Consider the following 22,463-nt stretch of genomic DNA (forward strand, 5'->3'; position numbering starts at 1 on the left):
AGCCACATAGGGCCGCGCTAACCGGTCAATTCGGTCGTTGCTAGACCGTTTCGGCAGTCCTTTCCGATATCTCGGTCGACCGCGACGTCGTCGTGGACTCGAGCCGACGTTCACGCGTCGAACGGGGGAACGTGTGCGGTGGCGACGCCGCTCGGCCGGACGGGTGAAGCAAGTATTGCCACAGTCTCGGCACGACGGGGAGACGTGCCGGGACCGGTGGCTACTCCAGCCCGCCACGACAGGTCGGGAGTGATGGACGAATCCGTCGTCGTCTCACCCGACTGGCTCGCGACCCGACTCGAGGACGCCGGCGTCGCGGTCGTCGACGTCCGGGACGCCTGGGAGTACGACGGGATCGGTCACGTGCCCGGCGCCGTGAACGTTCCCTTCGAGAGTTACCGCGACGAAACCGCCGACGATCCCGGGACCCTCCCCGGACGGGCGGCGTTCGGGGACCTACTCGGCGAGGTCGGGATCGAACCCGAGGACACGATCGTCGCCTACGACGACAGCAACGGCGTCTTCGCGGCCCGCTTTCGGCTCACCGCGCTGGCCTACGGCCACGACGACGTCCGACTGCTCGACGGCGACTTCAGCGCCTGGAGCCGCGAGCGCGAGACCGAGACCGGGACGCCGTCGGTCGAAGCGACCGCCTACACCGCAGAACCCTTCTCGTTCGCCGAGAGCCCGTTCGTCGACCGTTCGGGCGTCGAGGCCGCTATCGAGGGCGACGCCGTCCTCGTCGACACCCGCGACCGCGAGGAGTACGCCGAGGCCCACCTCCCCGGAGCCGTTCGGTTCGACTGGCGGGCGACCGTCGACGACGAGAGCCGACGGCTGAGACCCGTCGCCGACCTCGAGGAGCTGTTCGCCGACCGCGGGATCATCCGCGATCGGGAGATCGTCCTCTACTGTAACACCGCCAGGCGGATCAGCCACACGTACGCGGTCCTGGAGGCGCTTGGCTACGAGAACGTCTCCATCTACGAGGGGAGTCTCACCGAGTGGCTCGCGACCGACGGCGAGATCGAGACCGGGTCGCCGACGTGATCGGGACCCGGACACCGTCGTCCAGCCTCGGCACGATTGCAGTGGGCTGTGGCGTCAGGGAGCCGCACCCGAGGCGTCGGGCAGGGTGAGCCGGAACGTCGTCCCCTCCTCCGGATCGGGCTCGATCCAGATCTCGCCGCCGTGGCGCTCGACGACCCGCTCACAGAGCGCGAGCCCGATCCCCGTCCCCTCGTACTCCTCGTGGCTGTGCAGGCGCTCGAAGACGTCGAACACGCGCTCGCGGTCGTCGGGATCGATCCCGATGCCCGCGTCGCTGACCGAGATCACCCACTTCCCGTCACTGCGGGAGACGGATTCGGCAGCCTCCGGCGTCGAGCCACACGCGGTCTCTCGCTCGGCCGTGATCCGCACCGTCGGCGGCCCGTCGCCGCTGTACTCGACGGCGTTCTCGAGCAGGTTCTGGAACACCTGCCGGAGCTGGTCGTCGTCGCCCTCCACCCGGGGGAGCGAGCCGATCGATATCGACGCGTCGGTCTCCTCGAGCCGGAACTGCAGGTCATCGACGACGTCCTCGAGGACGGCCTCGAGGTCGACGGGCTCGAAGGGATCGCCCTGGGTTTCGACCCGAGAGTACGCGAGCAGCCCCTCGATCATCTCGCGCATCCGCTCGGCGCCGTCGACCGCGTACGCGAGAAACTCTTGGCCGTCCTCGTCGAGGTCGTCGTCGTAGCGCCGCTCGAGAAGGGAGAGGTAACTCGAGACCATCCGCAACGGCTCCTGGAGGTCGTGGGAGGCTGCGTAGGCGAACTGCTCGAGTTGCTCGTTCGAGGCCTCGAGGCGCTCCCGGTAGCGCTGCCGTTCGATCTTGTACCCGACCCAGTTCGCGAGCAGTCCGACGAACGTCCGTTCCCAGTCCGAGAACCCGCCGGGACAGGGATCGCGGTCGTAGAAACAGAACGTGCCGTACACCGAGCCGTCGACGAAGATCGGCGTACCGAGATAACACTCGACCGCGGGCGCTCCGTTCGCCACCCCTTCGTCCGGTTCGGGCGCGTCGGAATCGGCTCCGACGTCGTCGATCGTGACCGTCCGTCCCGTGTCGACGACCCGCCGACAGTTCGTTCGATCGAGCGCCACCGTCCGTCCCGCCTCGAGACCGATCCCCTCGGCCGCGTCGACGGCCTCCAGCGTGTACTCGTTGGTCCGCTCCTGTACCGACGAGAGTGTTCCACACTCGGTGCCGAGCGTCTCGCGGACGATACTCAACAGCCCCTCGATCTGCTTGGCGAGCGGTCGGTCGGCGTCTGCGAGAGCCTCGTAGGCGTCCTGGAGCGCGCGCTCGCGCCGCCGAATCTGATTCTCGCGCCGGACGCGGTCGGTTACGTCCCGGAAGTGAACTGTCACCGCTGATTCGCCGGGGTAAACCCGCAGCTCGTACCAGGCGTCCAGCGAGTCGAAGTACTCCTCGAACCTGATCGACTCCTGGGTTTCGAGGGCGTGTTCACACCCCTCGCGAACCGTCGCTCCGATCCCGTTCGGGACCGCCTCCTGAACTGCCGTACCCCGAAGGTTCGCCTCGCTGGCGTCCAGTACATCCTCGCCCGCAGCGTTACAGAACGCGATCCGAAACTCCCCGTCGAGCCCAACTACCGCGTCGGTGATCCGCTCGTACGTTCGTACCGCACCGTCGCCGCCCGGGGTCGTCGACCCCGATCGTTCACCCATTTTGGATACGTAACGTGCGTATGATAAATAAATCACTCGTCACCGACGTCTCGCCAGTCCGGTGCCGTCGAGTACGGCCGCGGGGACAGCTCGTCGAACGCCGCGTAGACGACCTCCGAGAGCGCCGGGTGGACGTGAACCGGGTCCACGACGTCCTCGACGGTGCCACCGCCGTCCATCGCGACGACGACCTCCTGGATCAGCGTCGACGCCTGCGGACCGACGATCTGACAGCCCAGGATCTCCCCGTCCGGCGCCGCGAGGACTTTGACGAACCCCTCGTCGGGATCGAGGATCAGCCCCAGCGGCGCGGCGTCGTAGCTCACGCTGGCCGACTCGTACTCCCGGCCGGCGTCCTCGAGCTCCGACTCGGTCCGGCCGACGCTCGCGACCTGCGGCGAGGTGAAGATCGCGTGGGGCATCGTCCCGTAGTCGACGGTTCGCTCGACCGGCTCGAGGACGTTCGTCGCCACGATCCGCGCCTCGTAGTCGGCGGCGTGCTTGTAGGGCTCGTCGCCGAGGACGTCTCCCAGCGCCCAGATCCCGTCGACGGTCGTCTCGAGGGACTCGTCGACCTCGACGTGGCCGTTCTCGTCGGTCTCGACGCCGGCGTTCTCGAGTTCGAGGGTGTCGGTGTTGGGGCGGCGGCCCGCCGCGACCAGGACCTCGTCGGCCTCGAGCTCGACCGCCTCGTCGCCGCCGTCGTCGGACGGCTCCGCGGCGACGGTGACCCGCTGGTCGTCCTCGCTCGCTTCGACGGCCTCGTAGCCCGTGTAGAGCTCGCAGTGGCGCTCGAGCCCGTCGGTCACCGCGGCGCTGACGTCGTCGTCCTCCCGCGGGACGAGCTGTTCGCTTCGGCCGACGATCGAGACGTCGGCGCCGAGCGCGCCGAAGAAGTAGCCCAGCTCGGCCGCGATGTACCCCCCGCCGATCACGACGAGTTCGTCCGGTCGCTCGTCGAGGTACAGGGCGTCGTCGCTGGTGAGGACGTCGACGTCCTCGAGGCCCTCGACCGGGGGCATCGTCGGGCGCCCGCCGACCGCGATGACGATCGCCTCGCCACGGATCCGTTCGGGGTCGCGGTCGTCAGCGTCATCCCCGTCCGCGGGCGCGCCGTCGCGGTCCGCGACGGGATCGATCTCGACCGTCCGCTCGTCGACGAACCGCCCCTCGCCGCGGTACCGCGTGACGCCTTCCGCGTCCTCGAGCGACTCGGCTTGCCGCTCGGCCTTCCCGAAGACCGCCTCTTCGATCGAGGACGTGATCTCGTCGTAGGCGACGTCCTCGAGGTCGGCGTCGACGCCGAACCGCTCCGCGCGGCGGATCTCGTCGACGACGTCGGCCCGGTGGATAAGCGCCTTCGAGGGGACACAGCCCCTGGTGATACAGGCGCCCCCGAGCGGTCCGGGCTCGATCACGGCCGCCTCGAGTCCCTCGTCGGCCGCCGCGGTGGCTACCTGGCTTCCCGACCCGCCGCCGATGACGACAACGTCGAACTCGTTCATACCACGCATCTAACGGCGAATGCGACCGTAAAACGGCGGGCTGCGCACGAAAACGGGGTCGCAAGACGCAAAGAACAGAGGGGAACGTCATTCGAGTCGTCGACGTCCTCGTCGGCGGATCCAGTCCGCTGTGGCGATCTCGCTACCCCCTTCCGACAGTAACGATCTCGCGTCTTCGGTGTCGCTACAGCCAGTCGTCGCCGGTGTCGTCCGACTGGCCGTCCGTGTAGGTGGCGACCGCCTCCGCGAGGTTGGCGATCGCCGCCTCCTCGGAGGGACCCTGGCTCGAGACTCCCGTCACCTCGTCGTCGGCGATGTAGAGGCCGTCCTCGGTTCGGATCGTCACGTCGGCGTCGGCCAGCGCGGGGTACTCGTCGGTATCGACGTCCGGTCTCGTTGGCATGCTCGAACGTTGTCGGCGGACGGCTGAAATACTCTCCGACGCCGCCGCCGCACACACCGACGGCGGCGACGAGCGGGAGCATGGCGGTCGAGAAAAAGCCTTTAACGCTATCGCCACGTACACCGAGCAAATGGTACTCGACGATCTCGGCACTTCTCTGCGGGGCACGCTGGACAAACTCCGCGGGAAGTCACGCATCAGCGAGGACGACATCGAGGAGATCGTCAAGGAGATTCAACGCTCCTTGCTTTCGGCCGACGTCGACGTCTCGCTCGTGATGGAGCTGTCGGACAGCATCGAGGAGCGGGCGCTGGAGGAAGAGCCTCCGGCCGGAACCCCGGCCCGGGACTTCGTCCTCCGAATCGTCTACGAGGAGCTGGTCGATCTGATCGGGGAGTCGACGGATCTTCCCCTCGAGGAACAGACGATCCTGCTCGCGGGGCTGCAGGGATCGGGGAAGACCACCTCCGCCGCGAAGATGGCCTGGTGGTTCTCGACGAAGGGACTGCGTCCGGCAGTCGTCCAGACCGACACCTTCCGGCCCGGCGCCTACGACCAGGCCAAGGAGATGTGTGAACGCGCGGAGGTCGACTTCTACGGCAATCCCGACGCCGACGACCCCGTCGAGATCGCCCGAAACGGCCTCGAGGAGACCAGCGAGGCCGACGTCCACATCGTCGACACCGCGGGTCGCCACGCCCTGGAGGACGACCTGATCGACGAGATCGAGCAGATCGAGGACGCGGTCGAGCCCGACAAATCCCTGCTCGTACTCGACGCGGCGATCGGTCAGGGTGCGAAAGACCAGGCCCAGCAGTTCGACGAGTCGATCGGCATCGACGGCGTCGTCATCACCAAGCTCGACGGGACCGCGAAGGGTGGTGGGGCGCTCACTGCGGTCGATCAGACCGAGTCCTCGATCGCCTTCCTGGGAACCGGTGAGGAAGTTCAGGACATCGAGCGCTTCGAACCCGACGGCTTCATCTCGCGGCTGCTGGGAATGGGCGATCTCGGCCAGCTCGCCGAGCGCGTCGAGCGGGCCATGCAACAGACCGACGTCGAGGAGGAAGAGTGGGACCCCGAGGACATGCTGACGGGGCAGTTCACCCTCAACGACATGCAAAAGCAGATGGAGGCGATGAACAACATGGGTCCCCTCGACCAGGTTATGGACATGATCCCCGGCTTCGGCGGCGGGATCAAGGATCAGCTCCCCGACGACGCGATGGACGTCACCCAGGAGCGGATGCGGGCCTACAGCGTCATCATGGACTCGATGACCGAGACCGAAAAGGAGTATCCGAAGGCGATCGGCGCGAGCCAGATCGAACGCATCGCCCGGGGCTCCGGGACCAGCGAGGACCAGGTCCGGGAGCTGCTCGAGCAGTACAAGATGATGGAACGTACCATCAAGCAGTTCCAGGGGATGGGTTCGGACAAGGAGATGCAACGGATGATGCAACAGATGCAACAGCAGGGCGGCGGTGGCGGTGGTGGCGGTATGGGCGGTATGGGTCCGTTCTGAGACCCGCGAGAACGACCCCGATCGATCGCCGCTCAGGCGTCGACTGGCCGTCCGTCCTCTGTCGGCGGCGCGATGTGATCGACGTAGCTCTCGACGTCGGGCTCGCGGACGCGCACACGAACGGCGATCTCCCCGAGCTCGTCGGGTTCGCCGACCGAGAAGTTGACACGATCCTCGAACGCCGCCTGCTTTTTCAGCGCGAACGAGAAGGTATCGCCCTCGCGGTTCGCGAAGAACTCGCCGCGGGCGGTGTCGAGGATCTCCTGGCGGTGTAACAGTTCCGAGAAGTGATCCAGCGAGTGGGCCTCGCCCCTGATCTCGCCGAACTCCTCCTCGAGGTCGGCGTTAGGGAAGACATTCGTGACGGCGTCGGCGACGCGGCTCGTTACTTCGGTGTCGTAAACTGGTGCGGTGATCTCGACGTCGACGCTGTAGATTTCGGTCATGCTATCTGGCCTCGGATTCTCGCTCGTCGATCGGCTCCGTTTTCTCGCGGACGATCCGTCGAATCCGCTCGTGGAACGCCTCAAGCGTATCAGCGTTCTCGACGACGACGTCGGCCCGATCCATCGCGTCGTCCATCCCGAACCCACGCTCGCGTTCGTCCCGGCGCTCGAGGGGTTCGCCCCCGTCCTCGCCGTTGGCGTCGCGACCGCGGGCGTCGATGCGCTCGGCGCGGACGTCGAAGGGGGCCTCGATGCTCACGAGCGTGAACGCCTCGCCGAATCGCTTCTCGAAGGTGTCGACCTCGACGTCCGATCGGAGGCCGTCGACCAACACCGTCTCGTGGTCCTCGAGACGATCCTCGATCATCGGCAGCGAGCGCTCGGCGATCGCCGCCGGCCCGTTCTCTTCGCGCAGCGCTTGCGCGACCTCGCCGTGATCTTTCGCGGGATCCATTCCGCGGTCGGCCGTCTCCTGGCGGACGACGTCGCCCATCGTCACGACGGGGATCCCCTCCTCGCGCGCGACGGTGGCGGCCTCGCCCTTGCCGCTTCCGGGCAGTCCCACCGTTCCGATGACGTGCATCGAGCGAACGTACCAGCGAGACGTGCATAAGGGCTGTGTTCGTCTCGAGCGTCGCGTCCGGTCCACAGCGAGAGTCCCGTCTTGCTGGCGGTTGCTGTGAAACAACCTCATTATGAACTGGTGTAGCTTCCATCGGAATCGGGATTTTGCGGCTTTACATGGATATTCCGGCCGAAACCCCGCGTTTCCGAGGCGACACCGAGACGGCGTTGGGGCTCGCCCGTGCTTTCAGTTGCGAAACAGCGGGCGTGTTCGCAACCGTTTATCCAGTCAAACGAGTCAGCTCGGAATTCATTTAAATCGAGACCAACCGTCGAAACGGAGTGGGCCCGTTATTTACCAGCCCGGATTTAGGACCGGATGCGCACTATGGCAAAACTCGATCGACGGAAATTCACGATGACAGTCGGTGCTGGTATGGTTGCAGCGATCGCGGGCTGTGCTGACGACGAAGAGGACGACGACCTCGAGGACGATCCTGAGGACGATCCCGACGAAAACGGCATGGACGACGACGCCATGGACGACGAGAACGGGATGGACGACGAGGACGACGACCTCGAGGACGACGACGAGGACGACGACCTCGACGAAGATGACGATGCCATGGACGATGACGAGGATGACGACCTCGACGAAGATGACGATGCCATGGACGATGACGAGGACGACGCCCTCGACGACGATGACGATGCCATGGACGATGACGAGGACGACGCCCTCGACGACGATGACGATGCCATGGATGACGACGAGGACGACGCCCTCGACGACGATGACGAGGACGACGCCCTTGACGACGAGGACGACGACCTCGACGACGACGACGAGGACGACGCGCTCGGGGACGACTAATCGGCTGACGTAGCGATCTGACGTCAGAATTGGTCTTTCCCTTTTGACCGTTCGAGCCGACCGTAACCGATAGTTTACCGTGGGTCGCGTACGCCGTACGACCCGGACTACCGGTAATCGTGGTGTGTCATCGACAGCGGAGCGACGTGGTGGTCGCCATCCGCGCTTTTCGACCGACCGAATCCCAACTGCTTATATCGCTCGATGGATGACTCCTATCCGAGGGCACGTAGCTCAGTCCGGAAAGAGCGTCGGACTTCTAATCCGACGGTCGTGGGTTCAAATCCCATCGTGCCCGTACGACGAACGACGCGATGGCGGGGACTGTGCAGTTTCGCTCCGACTGTGTTCACACCCCAACAGCGAACGGCACGAGCGCACTGTCGGCGGAACCCCGACCCGGAAGCTCTTCTGATCTCGCGTCGACGATCCCGGACTCGACTCGTGGGAGCGAGTCGCGCCGTCCCACGAGCCGTTCGGAACCGGTTATCGCGCCAGTTGTCCCATCACGAACGGTTTGACAACCGACTAAACTCGATCGGTACCTAACTGTGTAGGGGGGAGAGTATACTCCCGGGATCCCTTCGCGGTACCGATAGGCCGGCCCGAGAGTCGGCGAGCCTCTCACTCGCCCGCACTGTGCAAGCCGCCGACACAACTCGCTCGAGGAGCTGTCCCGAACATGGACGAGTTGATCGCCGACGTAGACACGTTCGCTGAACAGGCCAGACGGCGCGCGGCGACTGAACGGGAGGCCGTCGAGTGGGCGGTCGACGAGCTCGCGACCGCGATCGACGAACGCGGAGTCGAGATCGAGCCGCTGCTGGAGTACGGTCGGCGAAGCCGCGAGAGTTTGCCTGACCGCCACCGTCGAGCCTACGAGGCGATGGCCGCGGAGTTCGACGTCGACCCGGCGGTCTACGACGTGTACGTGTTCGCGTACTCGGAGCTCTGTGAGGAGCTGGCCGACGGGGACGGCCGCTCCGAGAAGAACCCGAAGGGGTGTACGAACGTCCTCGTCGCCCCCTCGGCGGTCGATCCGGAGCCCCCCATCGACACCGGGTCGACGAGCAGAGGAGCGCTCGTACTGAAGAACCGGGACATCGCTGGCTGGGGGACCCGTCCGAAGTCGATCGTCGAACAGCCGCCGCTCGATGACTACTACGGGTTCCTGACGGTCGACACCTGTGGCACGATCTCGATCTTCAAGGGGGTCAACGATCAGGGGCTGGTCGCGGCCAACACCTACATCGACAGCGAGCGAGACGACGTTGATCCCGAGAACCAGCTTCGGAACGGGACCGTCATTCGGATCGTGTTAGAGGAGTGTGCCACCGTTGCGGAGGCTCGGGCGATGCTCGAATCCGTTCCGACCCGACACCTGTGCGGGCAGACGCTGTTTCTCGCCGACGAAACCGACGCCGTCCTGCTCGAGATCGATCCAGTTGCCGAGCGGATCGCCGTCGACGACGATCCCGTCGTGGCACGGACGAACCACTTCGTGCTCTCGGAGTCGACCGAGACGGAGAGCTCGACCAAGCGTCGGGAACGGGCGCTGTCGCTGCTCGAGGACGCCGAACGGATCGATCGGAACGATCTGTGGCAGTTCGCGCAGGATCACGAGAACGGTCCCGGAGACGACTCGATCTGTCGGCATCCGGAGCCAGAGACGGACGAGCCACACGCGTTCGGTCAGCTGACGACCGCGAGTACGGCCGTCCTGGAGGGCGGTTCGCCGACGATCGAGGTCGCGATGGGCAACCCGTGTGCGGCCGACCGTACGCGGTGTTCGTTCGGCGAGGAGATCCCGACGGAGCTTCGAACGGGGCGTCGGTGGCTCGATCGCCGCTAATCCTCGTCGTTCGATCGGTGTTCGAGGCGCTCAGGCTCGGGCGTGTGCCCGTTCGAGATCGTCCTCGAGCTGTCGTGCCGCCTCGAGTCGCAGCTGCTTTGCCTGCCGTTTCGTGAGCCGCGACTCGGGGAGTCGGTCCGCGAACGGCTCGTAGTCGTCGGGAGCGAACCCGAGCTCTCGCAGGTAGCGTCTCACGTCCTGGTTTCCGATCCCGTCGTGGATTGCCGCGTCGGTAACCGACTCGACGGTTTCGAAGTCGGGAAGCGTCAGCTTTCCAGCGGCGCCGTCGGTCGACGGCTCGGCACCGTCGACGACGGTACCGCGGGCGTCGGCGTGTGCGACGATCGACCGCACCGTTTCGGCCAGCTGGAGCACCTGGCTCGGCAGGGCCGCGTCCGGCGAGCGCCACTCGACGGTTGGCATCGCCTTTCGCAGCCGAACGGGGGTCCAGACTGCGTCGTACGGGCCGAACTCGTCGTCGAAACGAGCCGGCTCGACGCCGCGCTCGAGGGCGCGCTCACGGAATCCGTCGTAGGCGTCCTCGAGCCGCCGTTCCCAGTCAGTGGCGTCGTCGACGTAGGACCAGAGCTGTCCCTGGTCGGGACAGGCGTCGTAACACGAGCGCCGGTAGAGGTAGGGACGCGCACACTCGACGATTCGCTCCCCGCGGTAGTGCGAGGCGCTGTTAAGGAGTGCGAACGCGGGATCGATCGCCGTCAGGGCGTTGAGCTGAGCGGCGACGTTCGACTGCTCGAAGTGGACGTGCGTGCCGGCACAGACGCGGGCGTCGTCGAACGTCGGTCCCACGATCCGGCGCTGGAGATCGGTCCCACGCTTCTCTCGGTACGGGAGTTCGGCCGGTGAGGCGTACAGCGGCGTCGCGAGCGGAACGAGTCGCTTGTTTCGGTCGCGAGCCGCGCCGACGACGTGCTCGAGCCGTTCGAGAAACTCCTCACGGAGCTCGACCATCGACGAGCAGGGAGTCGTCTTGATTTCGAGCATCGGTTCGACGAACTCGGGATCGACCTGGTCCGAAACGTCGAGCAGTGATTCGGGTCGTACCAGATCGCCGTCGCCGTCGACGACCCAGTACTCCACCTCGAGGCTGGTTTTCATAGATGTCTCTGTTGGGCTGCAGTATCGTTCGACCCTCGGGCGAGCCGCCGTCGGGTCGGCGCTACAGTCGGACGCGACCGATCGAACCGTGGGCCGTCGTCCGATTCGTCCTCGGATACGGGGTAAGCCGGTCCCGCGTGAACCGCTTGAGCTTGCGTACGAAAGCTACCGACTGCTTCGATCGGGTGGGCGGCGGTTTCGGACGCGAGAACCGACAGAACCGACGGTACCGAACCCGTCGGATCTCTCTGAACCCGTCTCCTGCGCTGGAGTTCGTCCTCGCTGGTGTGTCGGGTCCCGACTTATCTCGCTTCGGAACCTACGCTCGAGCATGAGTCCACGGGCCGACGACGCGACGAGGCGGCGGTTCCTCTCGAGGACGGCCCTCGCTCTCGGGGGCGTCTTCGTGGCCGGCTGTACGGGCCGCGAGGACGACGCTGATCAGGAGTCGGAGCCCGTCGTCGACGAGGCCGAAACCCTCGAGACCGATACCGATCCCGACGCGTGGGTCGACGTCGATGCGATTCGTCTCGACGCCTACGTCGGCGGCTGGGTCGGCGCCGAACCGGCCCACGTCGATCGCGTCGAGAACCCGACGCTAGTGTTGTTCGAGGGCCGATCCTACGAAATCACGATCGAGAACCGAGACAACGTCAAACACAACCTGGCGATCTGGAACGCGGCGGACGAACGCGTCGGCGAGTACGCGACCGATGTCGTCGCCGATACCGGAGCCACGGAGACGCTCGCGTTCACGGCGACCGACGGGATGGCGACCTACATCTGTGAGCACCAGCCCCGAATCCAGCTCGGCGACCTCGAAATCGTCGCCGACGAGTGAGAACGGTCCTGGCCGACCCGTCGATCGACGCCGAAAACTCGGCCCTGGGTGGGGACGGGTCGGTTCGCTTCCGATCGAACGCGCTACCGAACGACGGTCACCGGAACCGGCGAGCGGCGGACGATCTTCTCGGCGACGCTTCCCAGTAACACCCGGGAGACGCCCTCGCGTCCGTGGCTGCCGACGACGATGTGATCGACGTTGTTCGCCGAGGCGAACTCGACGACCTCGCGTTCGGGTTTGCCGACGGCCGTCTCAGTTCGGAAGACGACGTCCTCGGTGTCGATCGCGGCCGTGGCGTTTTCGAGTTCGCCCGCGGCCTTCTCCTCGCGGTCCCGGAGTGCCTCCTGGAGGAGGTTGACTCCGGCCTCCGTTGAGCCGTCCGCCGCCTCGACGACCCGCAACAGGATGATCTCCTCGTCGGCGTGGGAGTCGAACGCGTACTCCACCGCCTGCTGTGCCGCCGCCGAACCGTCGTATGCGACGAGTACCGTCATACCTCTAGCTACCCGATTCGACACTATAAACGCGCTGCACGAACCGCGTTGCTTCTCGCGGTTCGTGGTGTTCGCCGCTCGGTAGTTCGGCGTTTTCGCTACCGCTCAAACGCCGCCCTCTTCGAACCGGAAGGTCCCGTCCCGCTGGACGACCTCGCCGTCGATCTCGATGCGGGAGTCCTCGCTCATGTCGACGATCATGTCGACGTGGACGGCCGACTCGTTGGCCTCGTTGTCCTCACCGACCGTGTCGTCGTAAGCCCGGCCGACCGCCATGTGGACCGTATCGCCCATCTTCTCGTCGAACAGCATGTTGTACGTAAACCGGTCGATGTCGCGGTTCATCCCGATCCCCAGCTCGCCCAGCCGTCGGGCGCCGTCGTCGGTCTCGAGGACGTTGGTCAGGACGTCCTCGTTTTTCGCTGCCGAGTGGGAGACGACCTCGCCGTCCTCGAACTCCAGATAGACATCGGTGATCTCCCGGCCCTGGTGGTACAGCGGCATATCGAACAGCACCTCGCCCTCGACGGAGTCGGGCTGGGGTGCGGTGAAGACCTCGCCGCCGGGGAGGTTGTGCTCGCCGTGGTCGTTGATCGTCGGGTTGCCGTCGATCGACATCGTGACGTCGGTCGTCTCGCCGCTGACGATGCGGATCTCCTCGCCGGCGTCCATCAGTTCGACCATGTTTTCCTGGTGGTCGCGCTGGGCCTCCCAGTCCTTGTTGACGGCGTCCCAGACGAACCCCTCGTAGGCCTCGGTGCTCATCTCGGCGAGCTGGGCGTTCGCGGGTGCGGGGAACTGCGTGAGACACCATCGGGTCGACAGACGCTCCTCGAGGATCGGCTGGTGGGCCTGTCGGTGGGCCGCCTGCGTCTCGGGGTCGACGTCGCTGGTCTGGGTGACGTTGTCGCTGGCTCGAATCGCGATGTAGACGTCGGTGTTTTCGATGAGCGCGAGCTCGTGGTCGGGCGTCTCGAACTCGTCGTCCGACGCGCGAAGATAGGCCCGTTGCTGGCGTTTTCCGGTTCGCTGGCTGGTCGTCACGGGATTGGCGCCGCGGTCGCCGATCACCTCGTGGAGGGCGACAGCGAGGTCCTCGGCGACGGGGTGGGCGTCGACGACGACGTTGTCCCCTTCCTGGAGATCGACGGAGTGGTTCGCGATGATCTCGGCGTGTTCGCGGATGCGCGGGTCCATGTGACACAGTGTTGCCACGCGGGCAATACCGTTTTCGAATCGAAATCCCCGACGGCGCTCAGTCGCCGCGGTTCGCCAGGAAGACGCCGAGGTAGATCGAGACGATCGCACAGCCGACACCGGCCAGAAACGCGATCGTGAACGGCGATTCGAGGGAAAACGCCACCCGGTTTCCTGTCGTCCAGCCGACGAACCCGGTTACGACGAGGACGACGGCGGCGAGCCGAAGGGCAGTGATGAGCTGTCTGGCGATCACACCAAACAGTTCTCGGCCGCTGGTACATACTTTATCACCAGCCCCGGCAGGATCGTCCCGAGAACGGCGGCTATTTGATTGCCCGTCGGCTACCGGGGTCCATGATCGATCTGCGCTCGGATACCGTGACGAAGCCCGACGACGAGATGCGAGCGGCCGCCGCTGCGGCCGAGGTCGGGGACGACGTCTACGGCGAGGACCCGACGGTGAACGACCTCGAGGCTCGTGCGGCCGAACGGGTCGGCATGGAGGCCGCCCTGTACGTGCCGACCGGGACGATGGGGAACCAGATCGCCGCGCGAGTGCACACCGAGCGGGGCCAGGAGGTGCTGGCGGACCGCAAGAGCCACGTCGTGAAGTACGAACTCGGCGGCTTCGCCCAGCTCGCGGGACTGCAGGTACGGATGCTCGACGCCGATCCGCGAGGCGTGCCGACGCCTGCGGAGATCGACGCGAGCTACGTCGAGGAGGACCTGCACCGTCCGGGAACGGGACTCCTCTGTCTCGAGAACACCCACAACGCCCGCGGCGGGCTCGCGATCGCCCCCGAGAAGATCGACGCCGCGGCCGACGCCGCACACGATCGCGGGGTTCCGGTCCACGTCGACGGCGCGCGGCTGTTCAACGCCGCGACGGCGCTTGAGGTCCCCGTCGCCGACCTTACCGACCCCATCGACTCGGTCATGTTCTGTCTCTCGAAGGGTCTTGGTGCCCCCGTCGGCTCGATGCTCGCGGGCTCCGCGGAGTTTATCGAGCGGGCCCGCCGCGTGCGCAAACTGTTCGGCGGCGGGATGCGCCAGGCCGGAATCGTCGCCGCGCCGGGGCTGCGGGCCCTCGAGAACGTCCAGGATCTCGAGACGGATCACGAGAACGCGCGCCTGCTGGCCGCGGGACTCGCGGAGATCGACGGCCTCGACGTCCGGGAGCCCGAAACCAACATCGTCCTCGTCGACGTCTCGGGACTGGGGCTAACCAGCGAGGACGTCCTCGATCGGCTCGAGGACCGCGGAGTCAGGGCGTCGGCGTTCGGCGAGACGACGCTGCGGCTCTGTACCCACCGCTGTGTCTCGCGGGATGAGGTCGACCGGGCGGTCGAACTGGCAGCCGAGGGACTCTCTAGTAACGACTGAAGCTGTTTCTACCGGATCTCAAAGTGTCGTGCGACTCGGTGTGCACTGACTTCCAGTGGCGATTACAGTTAGCGCCCCTCCATCCCGTCGCGGAACTCGAGGATCGTTCGCCGCAACAGGAGGTAGGTAAAGAAGATCAGCGCGAGCAGGATCAGGACGATCACAATGATAACCGGATCGTCGGGAAGGAAGCTAGTCATACCCGAGCGGTACAGCGCGGGCCCGCAAAATCGTTTCGACGTTTTGTTTCCTACACTCTCCCCGTGTAACCCGTCTGGGTGAAATCGATCTTTCAGCTTGCCGGGCGTATATTACGCGTCGACGCGTAGTTCGAGTCGGCCTCGGCGATCGTCTGCCCGTCGACCGGGGCCGTACGGGACTCGGGCGTCGGCTCGCTGGACCGACGGCCGGGTGCGCCGGGACCGCGACCGACTCCCGCTGGCGCCGATCGCTTCGTCGCGGTCCTCACTTCCGTTTTCACCTCGTCATCCGGACGCTAATCGTCTCGAGGACGGCCCCGTCTGGCTGGCAGAGCTCGCCGACCAGTTCGTCGCCGTCGCGCTCGAGGACGGCAAAGCCCGGCCGATTGCCACGGGGCTGGGCGTGGCTGCCGGGGTTCAACAGAACCACGTCGTCGGTTTCGACGACGGTCGGTCGATGGGTGTGTCCCGAGACGACGACGTCGGCGTCCCGCGAGCGGCCGAACATCGCCAGCCCGGTCGCGCCACCCTCGCGGCGGTGGGTGACCGCGAAGCGAGCGCCGTCGGCCTCGACGACGCGGGCAGTGGGCAGCCGTTCCCGAACCGTCGCGCTGTCGGCGTTGCCGTGGACGGCGAGCAGCCGGTCGCACTCCCTATGAAACGCCTCCAGCGCCGCCGTACTGGTGAAATCGCCGGCGTGGATCACGGTGTTGGCCGATCGGGCTGCCTCGAGGGCCTCACCGGTGAGTTCGTGGCCGTCGTTGCTGTGAGTGTCCGAGAAGATCGCGATCATAGGGCGGATTCGGAGAGCGAGGGTAACGTGGGTTTCGACTGCGCGTGCCGCGCGAGCACGCCGATTCGTGGGGTCGACGATCAGACCCCGCCCGCGCTCTCCTCGGTCGATTCATAGACCGCCACGATCGTCGACCCCGGCGGCCGATCGCCCAGCGTCGCCGACACCGTCGTCTCCTCGAGGTCGACCGTCGACTCGAGTCGCACCCAGCCGTCCTCGGTCTCGACGCTGATCGCGACATCGGTCGGACTCGCGCCGGGCGGCAGCGCCGACGGGTCGTAGCCGAGTTCGATCCGGAACGCGTCGACGGCCCGCAGCTCCTCGAGGCCGACGAGTTCGACCGAATCCGCAAGCGCGGTCGCCGTCGGATCCCGGCTGCTGCGCTCGAGGCCGACCGCGTCAGGAACCACGCCCGCGACGATCTCGGCACGGGCACCCGCACGGTCGAGTGTTAACTCCACGACGTCACCGGAATCGTAACCGGGAATGGCCATACCCGAAGATTTGGCCTCGAGTAGTATGTCGCTGTAGCGCGCGTACGCCGGGCCGTGAGTGTGATCGCCACGGAATCGGGAGGCCCGCGTCCCGCGATTCCGAAACGGAACCGGTGCGGAGACGAATCCTTTTATCGTAGCGGGAACCACTCACTACCGTGTCCGAGACAGCCGGGTACATGCGATTCTTCCCGTACGAGCAACCCTACGAGAACCAGCGTGAGGCGATGGACCGCATCTACAACGCGCTGGTTCGGGACCAGGACGTGCTGTTCGAAGGGGCCTGCGGGACCGGCAAGACGCTCTCGTCGCTGGTTCCAGCCCTGGAGGTCGCCCGCGAGCAGGACAAGACGGTCGTCATCACGACCAACGTCCACCAGCAGATGCGCCAGTTCGTCGCCGAAGCCCGGGCGATCACCCGCGAGGAGTCGCTCCGTGCGGTCGTTTTCAAGGGGAAGGGGTCGATGTGTCACATCGACGTCGGCTACGAGGAGTGCCAGACCCTGCGGGACAACACCCGGGCCGTGGTCGACGCCGAGCGCGACCGCGAACAGTTAGAGCGGCGCCAGCGGGAGCTGCTCGCCGAGAGCCAGGAAGGCAGTGACGGTGGCTCGGCCGCGGACGCCCGCAGCGCCGTCATGGACGAGCTCGAGTCGATCGAGGACCGTCTCGAGGACCTCGAGGAGAAGAACGTCTGTGACTACTACCGGAACAACCTCACGCAGGATACCGACGACTTCTTCGCCTGGCTGTTCGACGACGTCCGCACGCCCGACGAGATCTACGAGTACGCCGAACAGCGGGAGTTCTGTGGCTACGAACTCCTGAAGGAGGGGATCGAGGGGGTCGATCTGGTCGTCTGTAACTACCACCACCTGCTGGATTCGACGATCCGCGAGCAGTTCTTCCGGTGGCTCGGCCGCGATCCCGAGGACGTGATCGCCGTCTTCGACGAGGCTCACAACGTCGAGGACGCCGCCCGCGAGCACGCGACCCGAACCTGCTCGGAGCGGACCTTCGATTCGGCGCTCGACGAGCTCGCCGACAGCGACGATCCCCGGGCCGAGGACGCGACCAACGTCCTCTCGGCGTTTCACCGCGCGCTGGTCGAGACCTACGAGGACTCCTTCGGGTTCGGCGAGCGCGAACGGATCGGTGAAGGCTGGGAGGACGTCCCGATCGCGAACGAGGATCGACGCGACGAGCTCACCCTCGAGTTCCTGCAGCGCTATTCGGGGCAGGGGATCGACGACGACCTCGAGGCCGCGATGGCGCTGGGCCAGGAGCTCGACGAGGAGTACGAGGAGGCCTACCGGGAGGGCGAGACGGCTACCCGGACGGAGTGTCAGACGTTGCAGGCGGCGGGCTTCGTCAGCGCGTGGATGGACGAGGGAACCAAGGAGGGACTGTACCCGGTGGTCTCGGTGACGCGGGACGCCGGCACCGACGAGATCTACGGGCGCGCGGAGCTGTACACCTGTCTCCCCCGTCAGGTCACCGGACGGCTGTTCGAGGAGGTCTCGGCGACGATCCTGATGAGCGCGACGCTCCAGCCCTTCGACGTCACCGAGGACGTCCTGGGGCTCGAGGACCCGATCACGATGGCCTACGGGCTCGAGTTCCCCGAGGAACACCGCCGGACCTACGCCGTCGAGACGCCGCCGCTGTTCTCCTCGGACCGGGACGACCCCGACGTCCAGGAGACCGTCGCCGACGCGCTCGACGACGCGATCCGGATGACCGCCGGTAACACGCTTGCCTTCTTCCCGAACTACGGCGAGGCGAGCCGCTACGCGGAGCGACTCGAGCGCCGCGGGTCGGCGACGGTCTATCTCGACGAGCCGGGCGTCGCCGTCGAGGAGCTCCGCCAGGAGTTCGTTGCGGACGACGACGGCGTCCTCTGTACCTCGCTGTGGGGCACCCTCGCGGAGGGAGTGAGCTTCGACGGCGACGACGCTCGGACGGTGCTCGTCGTCGGCGTTCCCTACCCCCATCTCGACGACCGGACCGAGGCAGTCCAGGAAGCCTACGACGCCGCCTTCGAGGGGACCGACACCGGCTGGCGCTACGCCGTCGAGATTCCGACGGTCCGCAAGACCCGCCAGGCGCTCGGTCGCGTGCTTCGCTCGCCGGAGGATATCGCGGTGCGTGCGCTGCTGGATCGGCGCTACTCGAAGGACGCGAAGTCCGACCTGGGCAAGTACAGCGTCAACGGAACGTTCCCCCACGAGGAGCGCGAGGAGCTACTCGATATCGAGCCCTCGAAGCTCAAGTTCGCGATGCGGAACTTCTACGGCGATCACGGCGCCTACGAGGGGGATCCGCCGGCGCCCTGACTACCGCTTCTCGAGTGTCACGTGAGCGGCGCCGTTGGTCACGGTGACGACGTGGTCACCGCTCTCCTCGATCGTAACGTCGAAGCTCCCGGTGTCCGAGACCGACCGGGCCTCGAGCGGTCCCTCGCCGATCTTCGCGACCTGAACGCTGACCGCGTCCCCGTTCTCGACCCGTTCGACGTCGATCTCGGCCACGAACTTCTCGCCTTCCTCGGCGCTGAACTCCGCGGTGTGTTCGTCCTCGAGGGTCTCGTCGACCCCGTCCTCGCCGAACAGATCGCCGGCGGCAGAACAGCCCGCAAGCGGGACGGCGAGTGTGGCTCCGAGCAGTGATCGTCGGTGCATGCTCTACTACCTACGTATCGGATTATATGAGTTTTCTGGATGTGGAAACGTTCGGAACGTCTCACGCCGGGAGCGCGACCCGACTCACCGGCAACCCGTCGGATTCGGCCCGGAACTCGAGTTCGCCGACGGTCCACTCGACGGGATCGATCTGGCGGTCGGCCAACCGTTTCGCGGTCGCCTCGTCCCCACCTCGAGCGAGGGTGACGTGTGGGACGTAGTCGGCGCCCTCGAGGCCCGTGACGGTTCCGAACTCCTCGGCAAGTCGGGCATGGACCGATTCGAGACCGGGACTGTCGACGACGAGGTAGACGACGGGTGCCGATCCCAGCGGGGGGTCGGCGAAGTAGTCGATTCCGGTAACGCGGGCTTCGAGCCGTGCCGTCCCCTCCAGCGCGCGGTGTGTGCGGTGCTGGAGCTGTGCGGCGTGGTCGGGCTCGCCGAGCCGTTTGAGCAGACAGGAGTGGTCCTCGCGGACGGTGTCGAACCCGACCAGTTCGGGGTAGAGGGCGGTCGCGAGCTCGCGGACGCGCCCGGGAACTGGAACGGTGACGCTGTACACGTTCGCTCTGATAGGTGTGGCCGACGTATGAGTGTGGCGTTCGGGCGTCAGGCCGACAGTCCCGATCGTCCGTCGAGGACGCCGTCGCTCCCCCGTTTCCATCCATCGACCGAACGTGACACCACAAACCGCGGTCGGAAAGACCTATTTAGGCGGCTCTACCAACGTCCTGTAATGGATGTGCGGGGGCTTCGAGCCCTAGTGGTGCTCGTGGTGGTTGGTTGCCTGTTCGTTCCGATGTCTGCCTCGGCCGTGGTGGCGGCCGACGGTGATGCCGGGACCCAGCAGCCGCTCCAGCAACTCGAGGACGAGGCGCTCCAGTTCGACGACGCCGAGGAGATCCACGTCGACGTCGAGATCCACGAGAACGGGTCGGCGACGTTCCAGGTCGATTACCGGTTCCCGATCAATCCCGAAAACGAGTCGATCGAGGAGTGGGAACAGCTCCAGAACGATATCGAGTCCAACCCCGAGGAGTACGTCGAACGGGAGGCCGAGGGATGGGACGACGTCCGTTCCGACGGCGAAAACGTGACCGACCGCGAGATGGAGATCTCGAACTTCACGGTGACAACCGACGAAAGCACCGCACCGCGGGATCTGGGCCACGTGAAGTATCAGTTCGAGTGGTCGTCGTTCGCACACGTCGAACTCAATCGTATCGAAGCCGGTGACGCGCTCTCGGAGTTTACGCTGGTCGACGACACGACGTTACAGCTCTCCTGGCCTGAGGGGTACTCGGCCTACGAAATCGATCCGGACTCCGACGACAGAGGCGAGGGATCGGTCTTCTGGGACGGCAGCGGGACCGAGTTCACCGACGACCAGCCCCGCGTCGTGTTGATCGAGGACGCCGAGTCGGCCGAGGGAACCGAATCCGAGGAGGGACCGGCGATGCCCTGGCTCGCCGCGGGAGCCGCACTCGGCGTCCTCGCGGCCGCCGGCGTTGCCGGCTGGTGGTTCCGGTACGGCCGGGAATCCGGATCGGCCGATCCAGGTTCGGACGCGCCGACGGAACCGTCCGCCTCCGCCGAGCCGACCGGCCCGCCACCGGAGTTGCTCAGCAACGAGGAACGAGTGTTACGCCTGATCGAAGACCGCGGCGGTCGGATCAAACAACAGGAGGTGGTCTCCGAACTCGACTGGACGGAGGCCAAGACCAGCCAGGTCGTCGGCGGGCTCCGGGAGGACGACGAGATCGAGGTCTTCCGGATCGGTCGGGAGAACGTCCTCGCGCTCCCCGAGGAAGACGTCGACGAGGAGTAGGTCGACCGGCACAATACTTGCCCGACGAGTAGGGTTTAAGAGGTTCCGTCCTCTTAGGATGTTCTAATGAGCGGTTCCGCCGACAGATCGGTACCCCTTTTCGCTACCGCCGGAGCCGTTACGCCGCGACGACCCCGACGACCGGGCCTTTGAGCCCGCACTATACCTCACCCCCCGTCCGGACCGAATTCGATCCTCCGAAATGGCTAATTTTCAGACTTAGAGCGCTCTATAACCTTAATTACGCTAATTAAGAACGACGAATTTAAGTCCATCCTCCTGCTCCACTCGAGTAGCTATGACACGCGTTGCACTTGCGTTCTCGGGGGGACTCGACACGACCGTCTGTGTTCCACTGCTCGAGGAGGAGTACGGCTACGACGAAGTAATCGGGGTCACGGTCGACGTCGGTCAGCCGGAGTCGGAGTTCGAGGAGGCCGAAGAGACGGCGGAGGCGCTCGGACTCGACCACTACATCGTCGACGCGAAAGCGGAGTTCGCGGACCTCTGTTTCGAGAGTGTCCGCGCGAACGCGACCTACCAGGGGTATCCGCTCGGCACCGCGCTCGCGCGCCCGGTGATCGCCAGCGCGATCCTCGAGGTCGCCGAGGAACAGGACTGTACGGGGATCGCCCACGGCTGTACGGGCAAGGGGAACGACCAGCTCCGTTTCGAGGCAGTCTGGCGCGACTCCGACCTCGAAGTGATCGCTCCCGTCCGCGAACTCGGGCTCACCCGCGAGTGGGAAAACGAGTACGCCGCAGAGAAAGACCTGCCCGTCGAGGGCGGTAGCGGCGGCAAGTGGTCGATTGATACCAACCTCTGGAGCCGTTCGGTCGAGGGCTCCGAGCTCGAGGACCCGAGCTACGTCCCCGGCGAGGAGATCTACGAGTGGACCGAGGCCCCCTCCGGCGAGACCGAGGAGATCGAGATCGCCTTCGAGGAAGGGTACCCCGTCGCCGTCGACGGCGAGGCCTATGAGCCCGTCGAACTCATCCAGCACCTCAACGAGCTCGCAGGCGCCTACGGCGTCGGTCGCACCGACTCGATGGAAGACCGCATGCTCGGACTGAAGGTCCGCGAGAACTACGAACACCCCGCGGCAACGACGCTGCTCAACGCCCACGAGGCCCTCGAGAGCCTCGTGCTCACCCAGGAGGAACGCGAGTTCAAACAGCAGATCGACCAGCGCTGGTCGAAGAAGGGCTACGAGGGACTCGTCGACGCACCCCTCGTCAGTGCGCTCGAGGGCTTCATCGACGAGACCCAGCAGCGCGTCACCGGAACGGTGACGATCCGCTTCGAGGGCGGCCAGGCTCGCGCTGTCGGCCGCGACAGCGAGTACGCCGCCTACTCCGCGGAACACGCCTCCTTCAACACGGAGACGGTCGGCAAGATCACCCAGGAGGACGCCACCGGCGTCGCGAAGTACCACGGGTTCCAGCGCCGCCTCGCCAACGAGTCGATCGCCGCCCAGAACGACGACGAGGAGGTCGAGCTGGCGACCGACGGAGGCGAGGAGTAA

At 66.0% G+C, this 22,463-nt stretch carries 23 protein-coding genes and 1 tRNA gene; 10 read left to right on the plus strand and 14 right to left on the minus strand.

Annotation, left to right across the window (positions count from 1 at the left end; genetic code table 11):
* The first annotated feature begins 252 nt into the window (after positions 1–252).
* The gene (locus NATOC_RS00585; RefSeq protein ID WP_015319461.1) at positions 253–1,050 is read left to right on the plus strand and encodes a sulfurtransferase; all 798 of its coding nucleotides are present in this window, start codon (positions 253–255) and stop codon (positions 1,048–1,050) included.
* A 54-nt stretch (positions 1,051–1,104) separates the two neighbouring features.
* Here the strand turns inward: NATOC_RS00585 and NATOC_RS00590 are convergent, their stop codons facing one another.
* From NATOC_RS00590 to NATOC_RS00600, 3 genes are all read right to left on the minus strand, one after another.
* A complete protein-coding gene (locus NATOC_RS00590; protein ID WP_015319462.1) occupies positions 1,105–2,736 on the minus strand; it encodes a sensor histidine kinase in 1,632 nt (543 codons plus the stop codon).
* A gap of 32 nt (positions 2,737–2,768) precedes the next feature.
* A complete protein-coding gene (locus NATOC_RS00595; RefSeq protein WP_015319463.1) occupies positions 2,769–4,241 on the minus strand; it encodes a dihydrolipoyl dehydrogenase in 1,473 nt (490 codons plus the stop codon).
* A 184-nt stretch (positions 4,242–4,425) separates the two neighbouring features.
* Positions 4,426–4,644: a type II toxin-antitoxin system HicB family antitoxin gene (locus NATOC_RS00600; RefSeq protein ID WP_015319464.1), complete on the minus strand. Its 219-nt coding sequence runs from the start codon at positions 4,642–4,644 to the stop codon at positions 4,426–4,428.
* A 130-nt stretch (positions 4,645–4,774) separates the two neighbouring features.
* Here NATOC_RS00600 and NATOC_RS00605 point away from each other — a divergent pair, with 130 nt between their 5' ends.
* Entirely contained in the window at positions 4,775–6,169 is a 1,395-nt protein-coding gene (locus tag NATOC_RS00605) for a signal recognition particle protein Srp54 (RefSeq protein ID WP_015319465.1), read from the plus strand.
* 32 nt (positions 6,170–6,201) lie between these two features.
* Here NATOC_RS00605 and NATOC_RS00610 read toward each other — a convergent pair whose 3' ends face one another.
* Complete coding sequence (locus NATOC_RS00610; RefSeq protein WP_015319466.1) at positions 6,202–6,615, minus strand: RNA-binding domain-containing protein; 414 nt, start codon at positions 6,613–6,615, stop codon at positions 6,202–6,204.
* A gap of 1 nt (position 6,616) precedes the next feature.
* The gene (locus NATOC_RS00615; protein WP_015319467.1) at positions 6,617–7,198 is read right to left on the minus strand and encodes an AAA family ATPase; all 582 of its coding nucleotides are present in this window, start codon (positions 7,196–7,198) and stop codon (positions 6,617–6,619) included.
* Positions 7,199–7,615: 417 nt separating this feature from the next.
* Here NATOC_RS00615 and NATOC_RS00620 point away from each other — a divergent pair, with 417 nt between their 5' ends.
* From NATOC_RS00620 to NATOC_RS00630, 3 genes are all read left to right on the plus strand, one after another.
* Positions 7,616–8,053 (plus strand): hypothetical protein, encoded by a 438-nt coding sequence (locus NATOC_RS00620; protein WP_015319468.1) that lies wholly within the window; start codon positions 7,616–7,618, stop codon positions 8,051–8,053.
* 223 nt (positions 8,054–8,276) lie between these two features.
* Positions 8,277–8,351 (plus strand) — tRNA-Arg (locus tag NATOC_RS00625).
* Between the two features lie 384 nt (positions 8,352–8,735).
* Positions 8,736–9,905, plus strand: coding sequence for a C45 family autoproteolytic acyltransferase/hydolase (locus tag NATOC_RS00630; RefSeq protein ID WP_015319469.1), 1,170 nt, complete (start codon positions 8,736–8,738; stop codon positions 9,903–9,905).
* A gap of 30 nt (positions 9,906–9,935) precedes the next feature.
* Here the strand turns inward: NATOC_RS00630 and NATOC_RS00635 are convergent, their stop codons facing one another.
* Positions 9,936–11,021, minus strand: a complete 1,086-nt coding sequence (locus NATOC_RS00635; protein WP_015319470.1) for a glutamate-cysteine ligase family protein — start codon at positions 11,019–11,021, stop codon at positions 9,936–9,938.
* Between the two features lie 331 nt (positions 11,022–11,352).
* On the opposite strand from NATOC_RS00635, the gene NATOC_RS00640 reads away from it, so the two are divergent.
* Positions 11,353–11,862 carry a cupredoxin domain-containing protein gene (locus NATOC_RS00640; protein ID WP_015319471.1) on the plus strand — a complete coding sequence of 170 codons (510 nt, stop codon included), beginning with the start codon at positions 11,353–11,355 and terminating at the stop codon, positions 11,860–11,862.
* Positions 11,863–11,945: 83 nt separating this feature from the next.
* Here the strand turns inward: NATOC_RS00640 and NATOC_RS00645 are convergent, their stop codons facing one another.
* From NATOC_RS00645 to NATOC_RS00655, 3 genes are all read right to left on the minus strand, one after another.
* The gene (locus NATOC_RS00645; RefSeq protein ID WP_015319472.1) at positions 11,946–12,359 is read right to left on the minus strand and encodes a universal stress protein; all 414 of its coding nucleotides are present in this window, start codon (positions 12,357–12,359) and stop codon (positions 11,946–11,948) included.
* A 105-nt stretch (positions 12,360–12,464) separates the two neighbouring features.
* The gene (locus NATOC_RS00650; RefSeq protein ID WP_015319473.1) at positions 12,465–13,556 is read right to left on the minus strand and encodes an aminopeptidase; all 1,092 of its coding nucleotides are present in this window, start codon (positions 13,554–13,556) and stop codon (positions 12,465–12,467) included.
* 58 nt (positions 13,557–13,614) lie between these two features.
* Positions 13,615–13,812 (minus strand): hypothetical protein, encoded by a 198-nt coding sequence (locus NATOC_RS00655; RefSeq protein ID WP_015319474.1) that lies wholly within the window; start codon positions 13,810–13,812, stop codon positions 13,615–13,617.
* 101 nt (positions 13,813–13,913) lie between these two features.
* Between NATOC_RS00655 and NATOC_RS00660 the strand changes: the two genes are divergently transcribed.
* Complete coding sequence (locus NATOC_RS00660; RefSeq protein WP_015319475.1) at positions 13,914–14,942, plus strand: threonine aldolase family protein; 1,029 nt, start codon at positions 13,914–13,916, stop codon at positions 14,940–14,942.
* Positions 14,943–15,010: 68 nt separating this feature from the next.
* Here NATOC_RS00660 and NATOC_RS23010 read toward each other — a convergent pair whose 3' ends face one another.
* From NATOC_RS23010 to NATOC_RS00670, 3 genes are all read right to left on the minus strand, one after another.
* On the minus strand, positions 15,011–15,142 hold the full coding sequence (locus tag NATOC_RS23010; protein WP_015319476.1) for a DUF7859 family protein: 132 nt from the start codon (positions 15,140–15,142) through the stop codon (positions 15,011–15,013).
* A gap of 277 nt (positions 15,143–15,419) precedes the next feature.
* Positions 15,420–15,935, minus strand: a complete 516-nt coding sequence (locus NATOC_RS00665; RefSeq protein ID WP_015319477.1) for a metallophosphoesterase — start codon at positions 15,933–15,935, stop codon at positions 15,420–15,422.
* A gap of 80 nt (positions 15,936–16,015) precedes the next feature.
* Entirely contained in the window at positions 16,016–16,429 is a 414-nt protein-coding gene (locus NATOC_RS00670) for a hypothetical protein (protein WP_015319478.1), read from the minus strand.
* A 158-nt stretch (positions 16,430–16,587) separates the two neighbouring features.
* Between NATOC_RS00670 and NATOC_RS00675 the strand changes: the two genes are divergently transcribed.
* Positions 16,588–18,765, plus strand: coding sequence for an ATP-dependent DNA helicase (locus NATOC_RS00675; RefSeq protein WP_015319479.1), 2,178 nt, complete (start codon positions 16,588–16,590; stop codon positions 18,763–18,765).
* Here NATOC_RS00675 and NATOC_RS00680 read toward each other — a convergent pair whose 3' ends face one another.
* Both NATOC_RS00680 and NATOC_RS00685 read right to left on the minus strand, forming a co-directional pair.
* A complete protein-coding gene (locus NATOC_RS00680) occupies positions 18,766–19,110 on the minus strand; it encodes a hypothetical protein (protein ID WP_015319480.1) in 345 nt (114 codons plus the stop codon). It lies immediately after the preceding gene.
* A gap of 61 nt (positions 19,111–19,171) precedes the next feature.
* Positions 19,172–19,672 (minus strand): 2'-5' RNA ligase family protein, encoded by a 501-nt coding sequence (locus NATOC_RS00685; protein ID WP_015319481.1) that lies wholly within the window; start codon positions 19,670–19,672, stop codon positions 19,172–19,174.
* A 174-nt stretch (positions 19,673–19,846) separates the two neighbouring features.
* On the opposite strand from NATOC_RS00685, the gene NATOC_RS00690 reads away from it, so the two are divergent.
* Together NATOC_RS00690 and NATOC_RS00695 are read left to right on the plus strand one after the other, a co-directional pair.
* Positions 19,847–20,938 carry a helix-turn-helix transcriptional regulator gene (locus NATOC_RS00690; protein WP_015319482.1) on the plus strand — a complete coding sequence of 364 codons (1,092 nt, stop codon included), beginning with the start codon at positions 19,847–19,849 and terminating at the stop codon, positions 20,936–20,938.
* 298 nt (positions 20,939–21,236) lie between these two features.
* The gene (locus tag NATOC_RS00695; protein WP_015319483.1) at positions 21,237–22,463 is read left to right on the plus strand and encodes an argininosuccinate synthase; all 1,227 of its coding nucleotides are present in this window, start codon (positions 21,237–21,239) and stop codon (positions 22,461–22,463) included.

Origin of the sequence: Natronococcus occultus SP4 (assembly GCF_000328685.1) — an archaeon.
In the GTDB taxonomy this organism is placed as follows: domain Archaea; phylum Halobacteriota; class Halobacteria; order Halobacteriales; family Natrialbaceae; genus Natronococcus; species Natronococcus occultus.

Coding starts and splice junctions, on each gene's coding strand:
- NATOC_RS00590 (WP_015319462.1), bottom strand. CDS start 2,736: ATGGGTGAACGATCGGGGTCGACGACCCCGGGCGGCGACGGTGCGGTA.
- NATOC_RS23010 (WP_015319476.1), bottom strand. CDS start 15,142: ATGACTAGCTTCCTTCCCGACGATCCGGTTATCATTGTGATCGTCCTG.
- NATOC_RS00620 (WP_015319468.1), top strand. CDS start 7,616: ATGGTTGCAGCGATCGCGGGCTGTGCTGACGACGAAGAGGACGACGAC.
- NATOC_RS00630 (WP_015319469.1), top strand. CDS start 8,736: ATGGACGAGTTGATCGCCGACGTAGACACGTTCGCTGAACAGGCCAGA.
- NATOC_RS00635 (WP_015319470.1), bottom strand. CDS start 11,021: ATGAAAACCAGCCTCGAGGTGGAGTACTGGGTCGTCGACGGCGACGGC.
- NATOC_RS00665 (WP_015319477.1), bottom strand. CDS start 15,935: ATGATCGCGATCTTCTCGGACACTCACAGCAACGACGGCCACGAACTC.
- NATOC_RS00650 (WP_015319473.1), bottom strand. CDS start 13,556: ATGGACCCGCGCATCCGCGAACACGCCGAGATCATCGCGAACCACTCC.
- NATOC_RS00680 (WP_015319480.1), bottom strand. CDS start 19,110: ATGCACCGACGATCACTGCTCGGAGCCACACTCGCCGTCCCGCTTGCG.
- NATOC_RS00660 (WP_015319475.1), top strand. CDS start 13,914: ATGATCGATCTGCGCTCGGATACCGTGACGAAGCCCGACGACGAGATG.
- NATOC_RS00610 (WP_015319466.1), bottom strand. CDS start 6,615: ATGACCGAAATCTACAGCGTCGACGTCGAGATCACCGCACCAGTTTAC.
- NATOC_RS00615 (WP_015319467.1), bottom strand. CDS start 7,198: ATGCACGTCATCGGAACGGTGGGACTGCCCGGAAGCGGCAAGGGCGAG.
- NATOC_RS00640 (WP_015319471.1), top strand. CDS start 11,353: ATGAGTCCACGGGCCGACGACGCGACGAGGCGGCGGTTCCTCTCGAGG.
- NATOC_RS00645 (WP_015319472.1), bottom strand. CDS start 12,359: ATGACGGTACTCGTCGCATACGACGGTTCGGCGGCGGCACAGCAGGCG.
- NATOC_RS00690 (WP_015319482.1), top strand. CDS start 19,847: ATGGATGTGCGGGGGCTTCGAGCCCTAGTGGTGCTCGTGGTGGTTGGT.
- NATOC_RS00585 (WP_015319461.1), top strand. CDS start 253: ATGGACGAATCCGTCGTCGTCTCACCCGACTGGCTCGCGACCCGACTC.
- NATOC_RS00670 (WP_015319478.1), bottom strand. CDS start 16,429: ATGGCCATTCCCGGTTACGATTCCGGTGACGTCGTGGAGTTAACACTC.
- NATOC_RS00600 (WP_015319464.1), bottom strand. CDS start 4,644: ATGCCAACGAGACCGGACGTCGATACCGACGAGTACCCCGCGCTGGCC.
- NATOC_RS00595 (WP_015319463.1), bottom strand. CDS start 4,241: ATGAACGAGTTCGACGTTGTCGTCATCGGCGGCGGGTCGGGAAGCCAG.
- NATOC_RS00695 (WP_015319483.1), top strand. CDS start 21,237: ATGACACGCGTTGCACTTGCGTTCTCGGGGGGACTCGACACGACCGTC.
- NATOC_RS00605 (WP_015319465.1), top strand. CDS start 4,775: ATGGTACTCGACGATCTCGGCACTTCTCTGCGGGGCACGCTGGACAAA.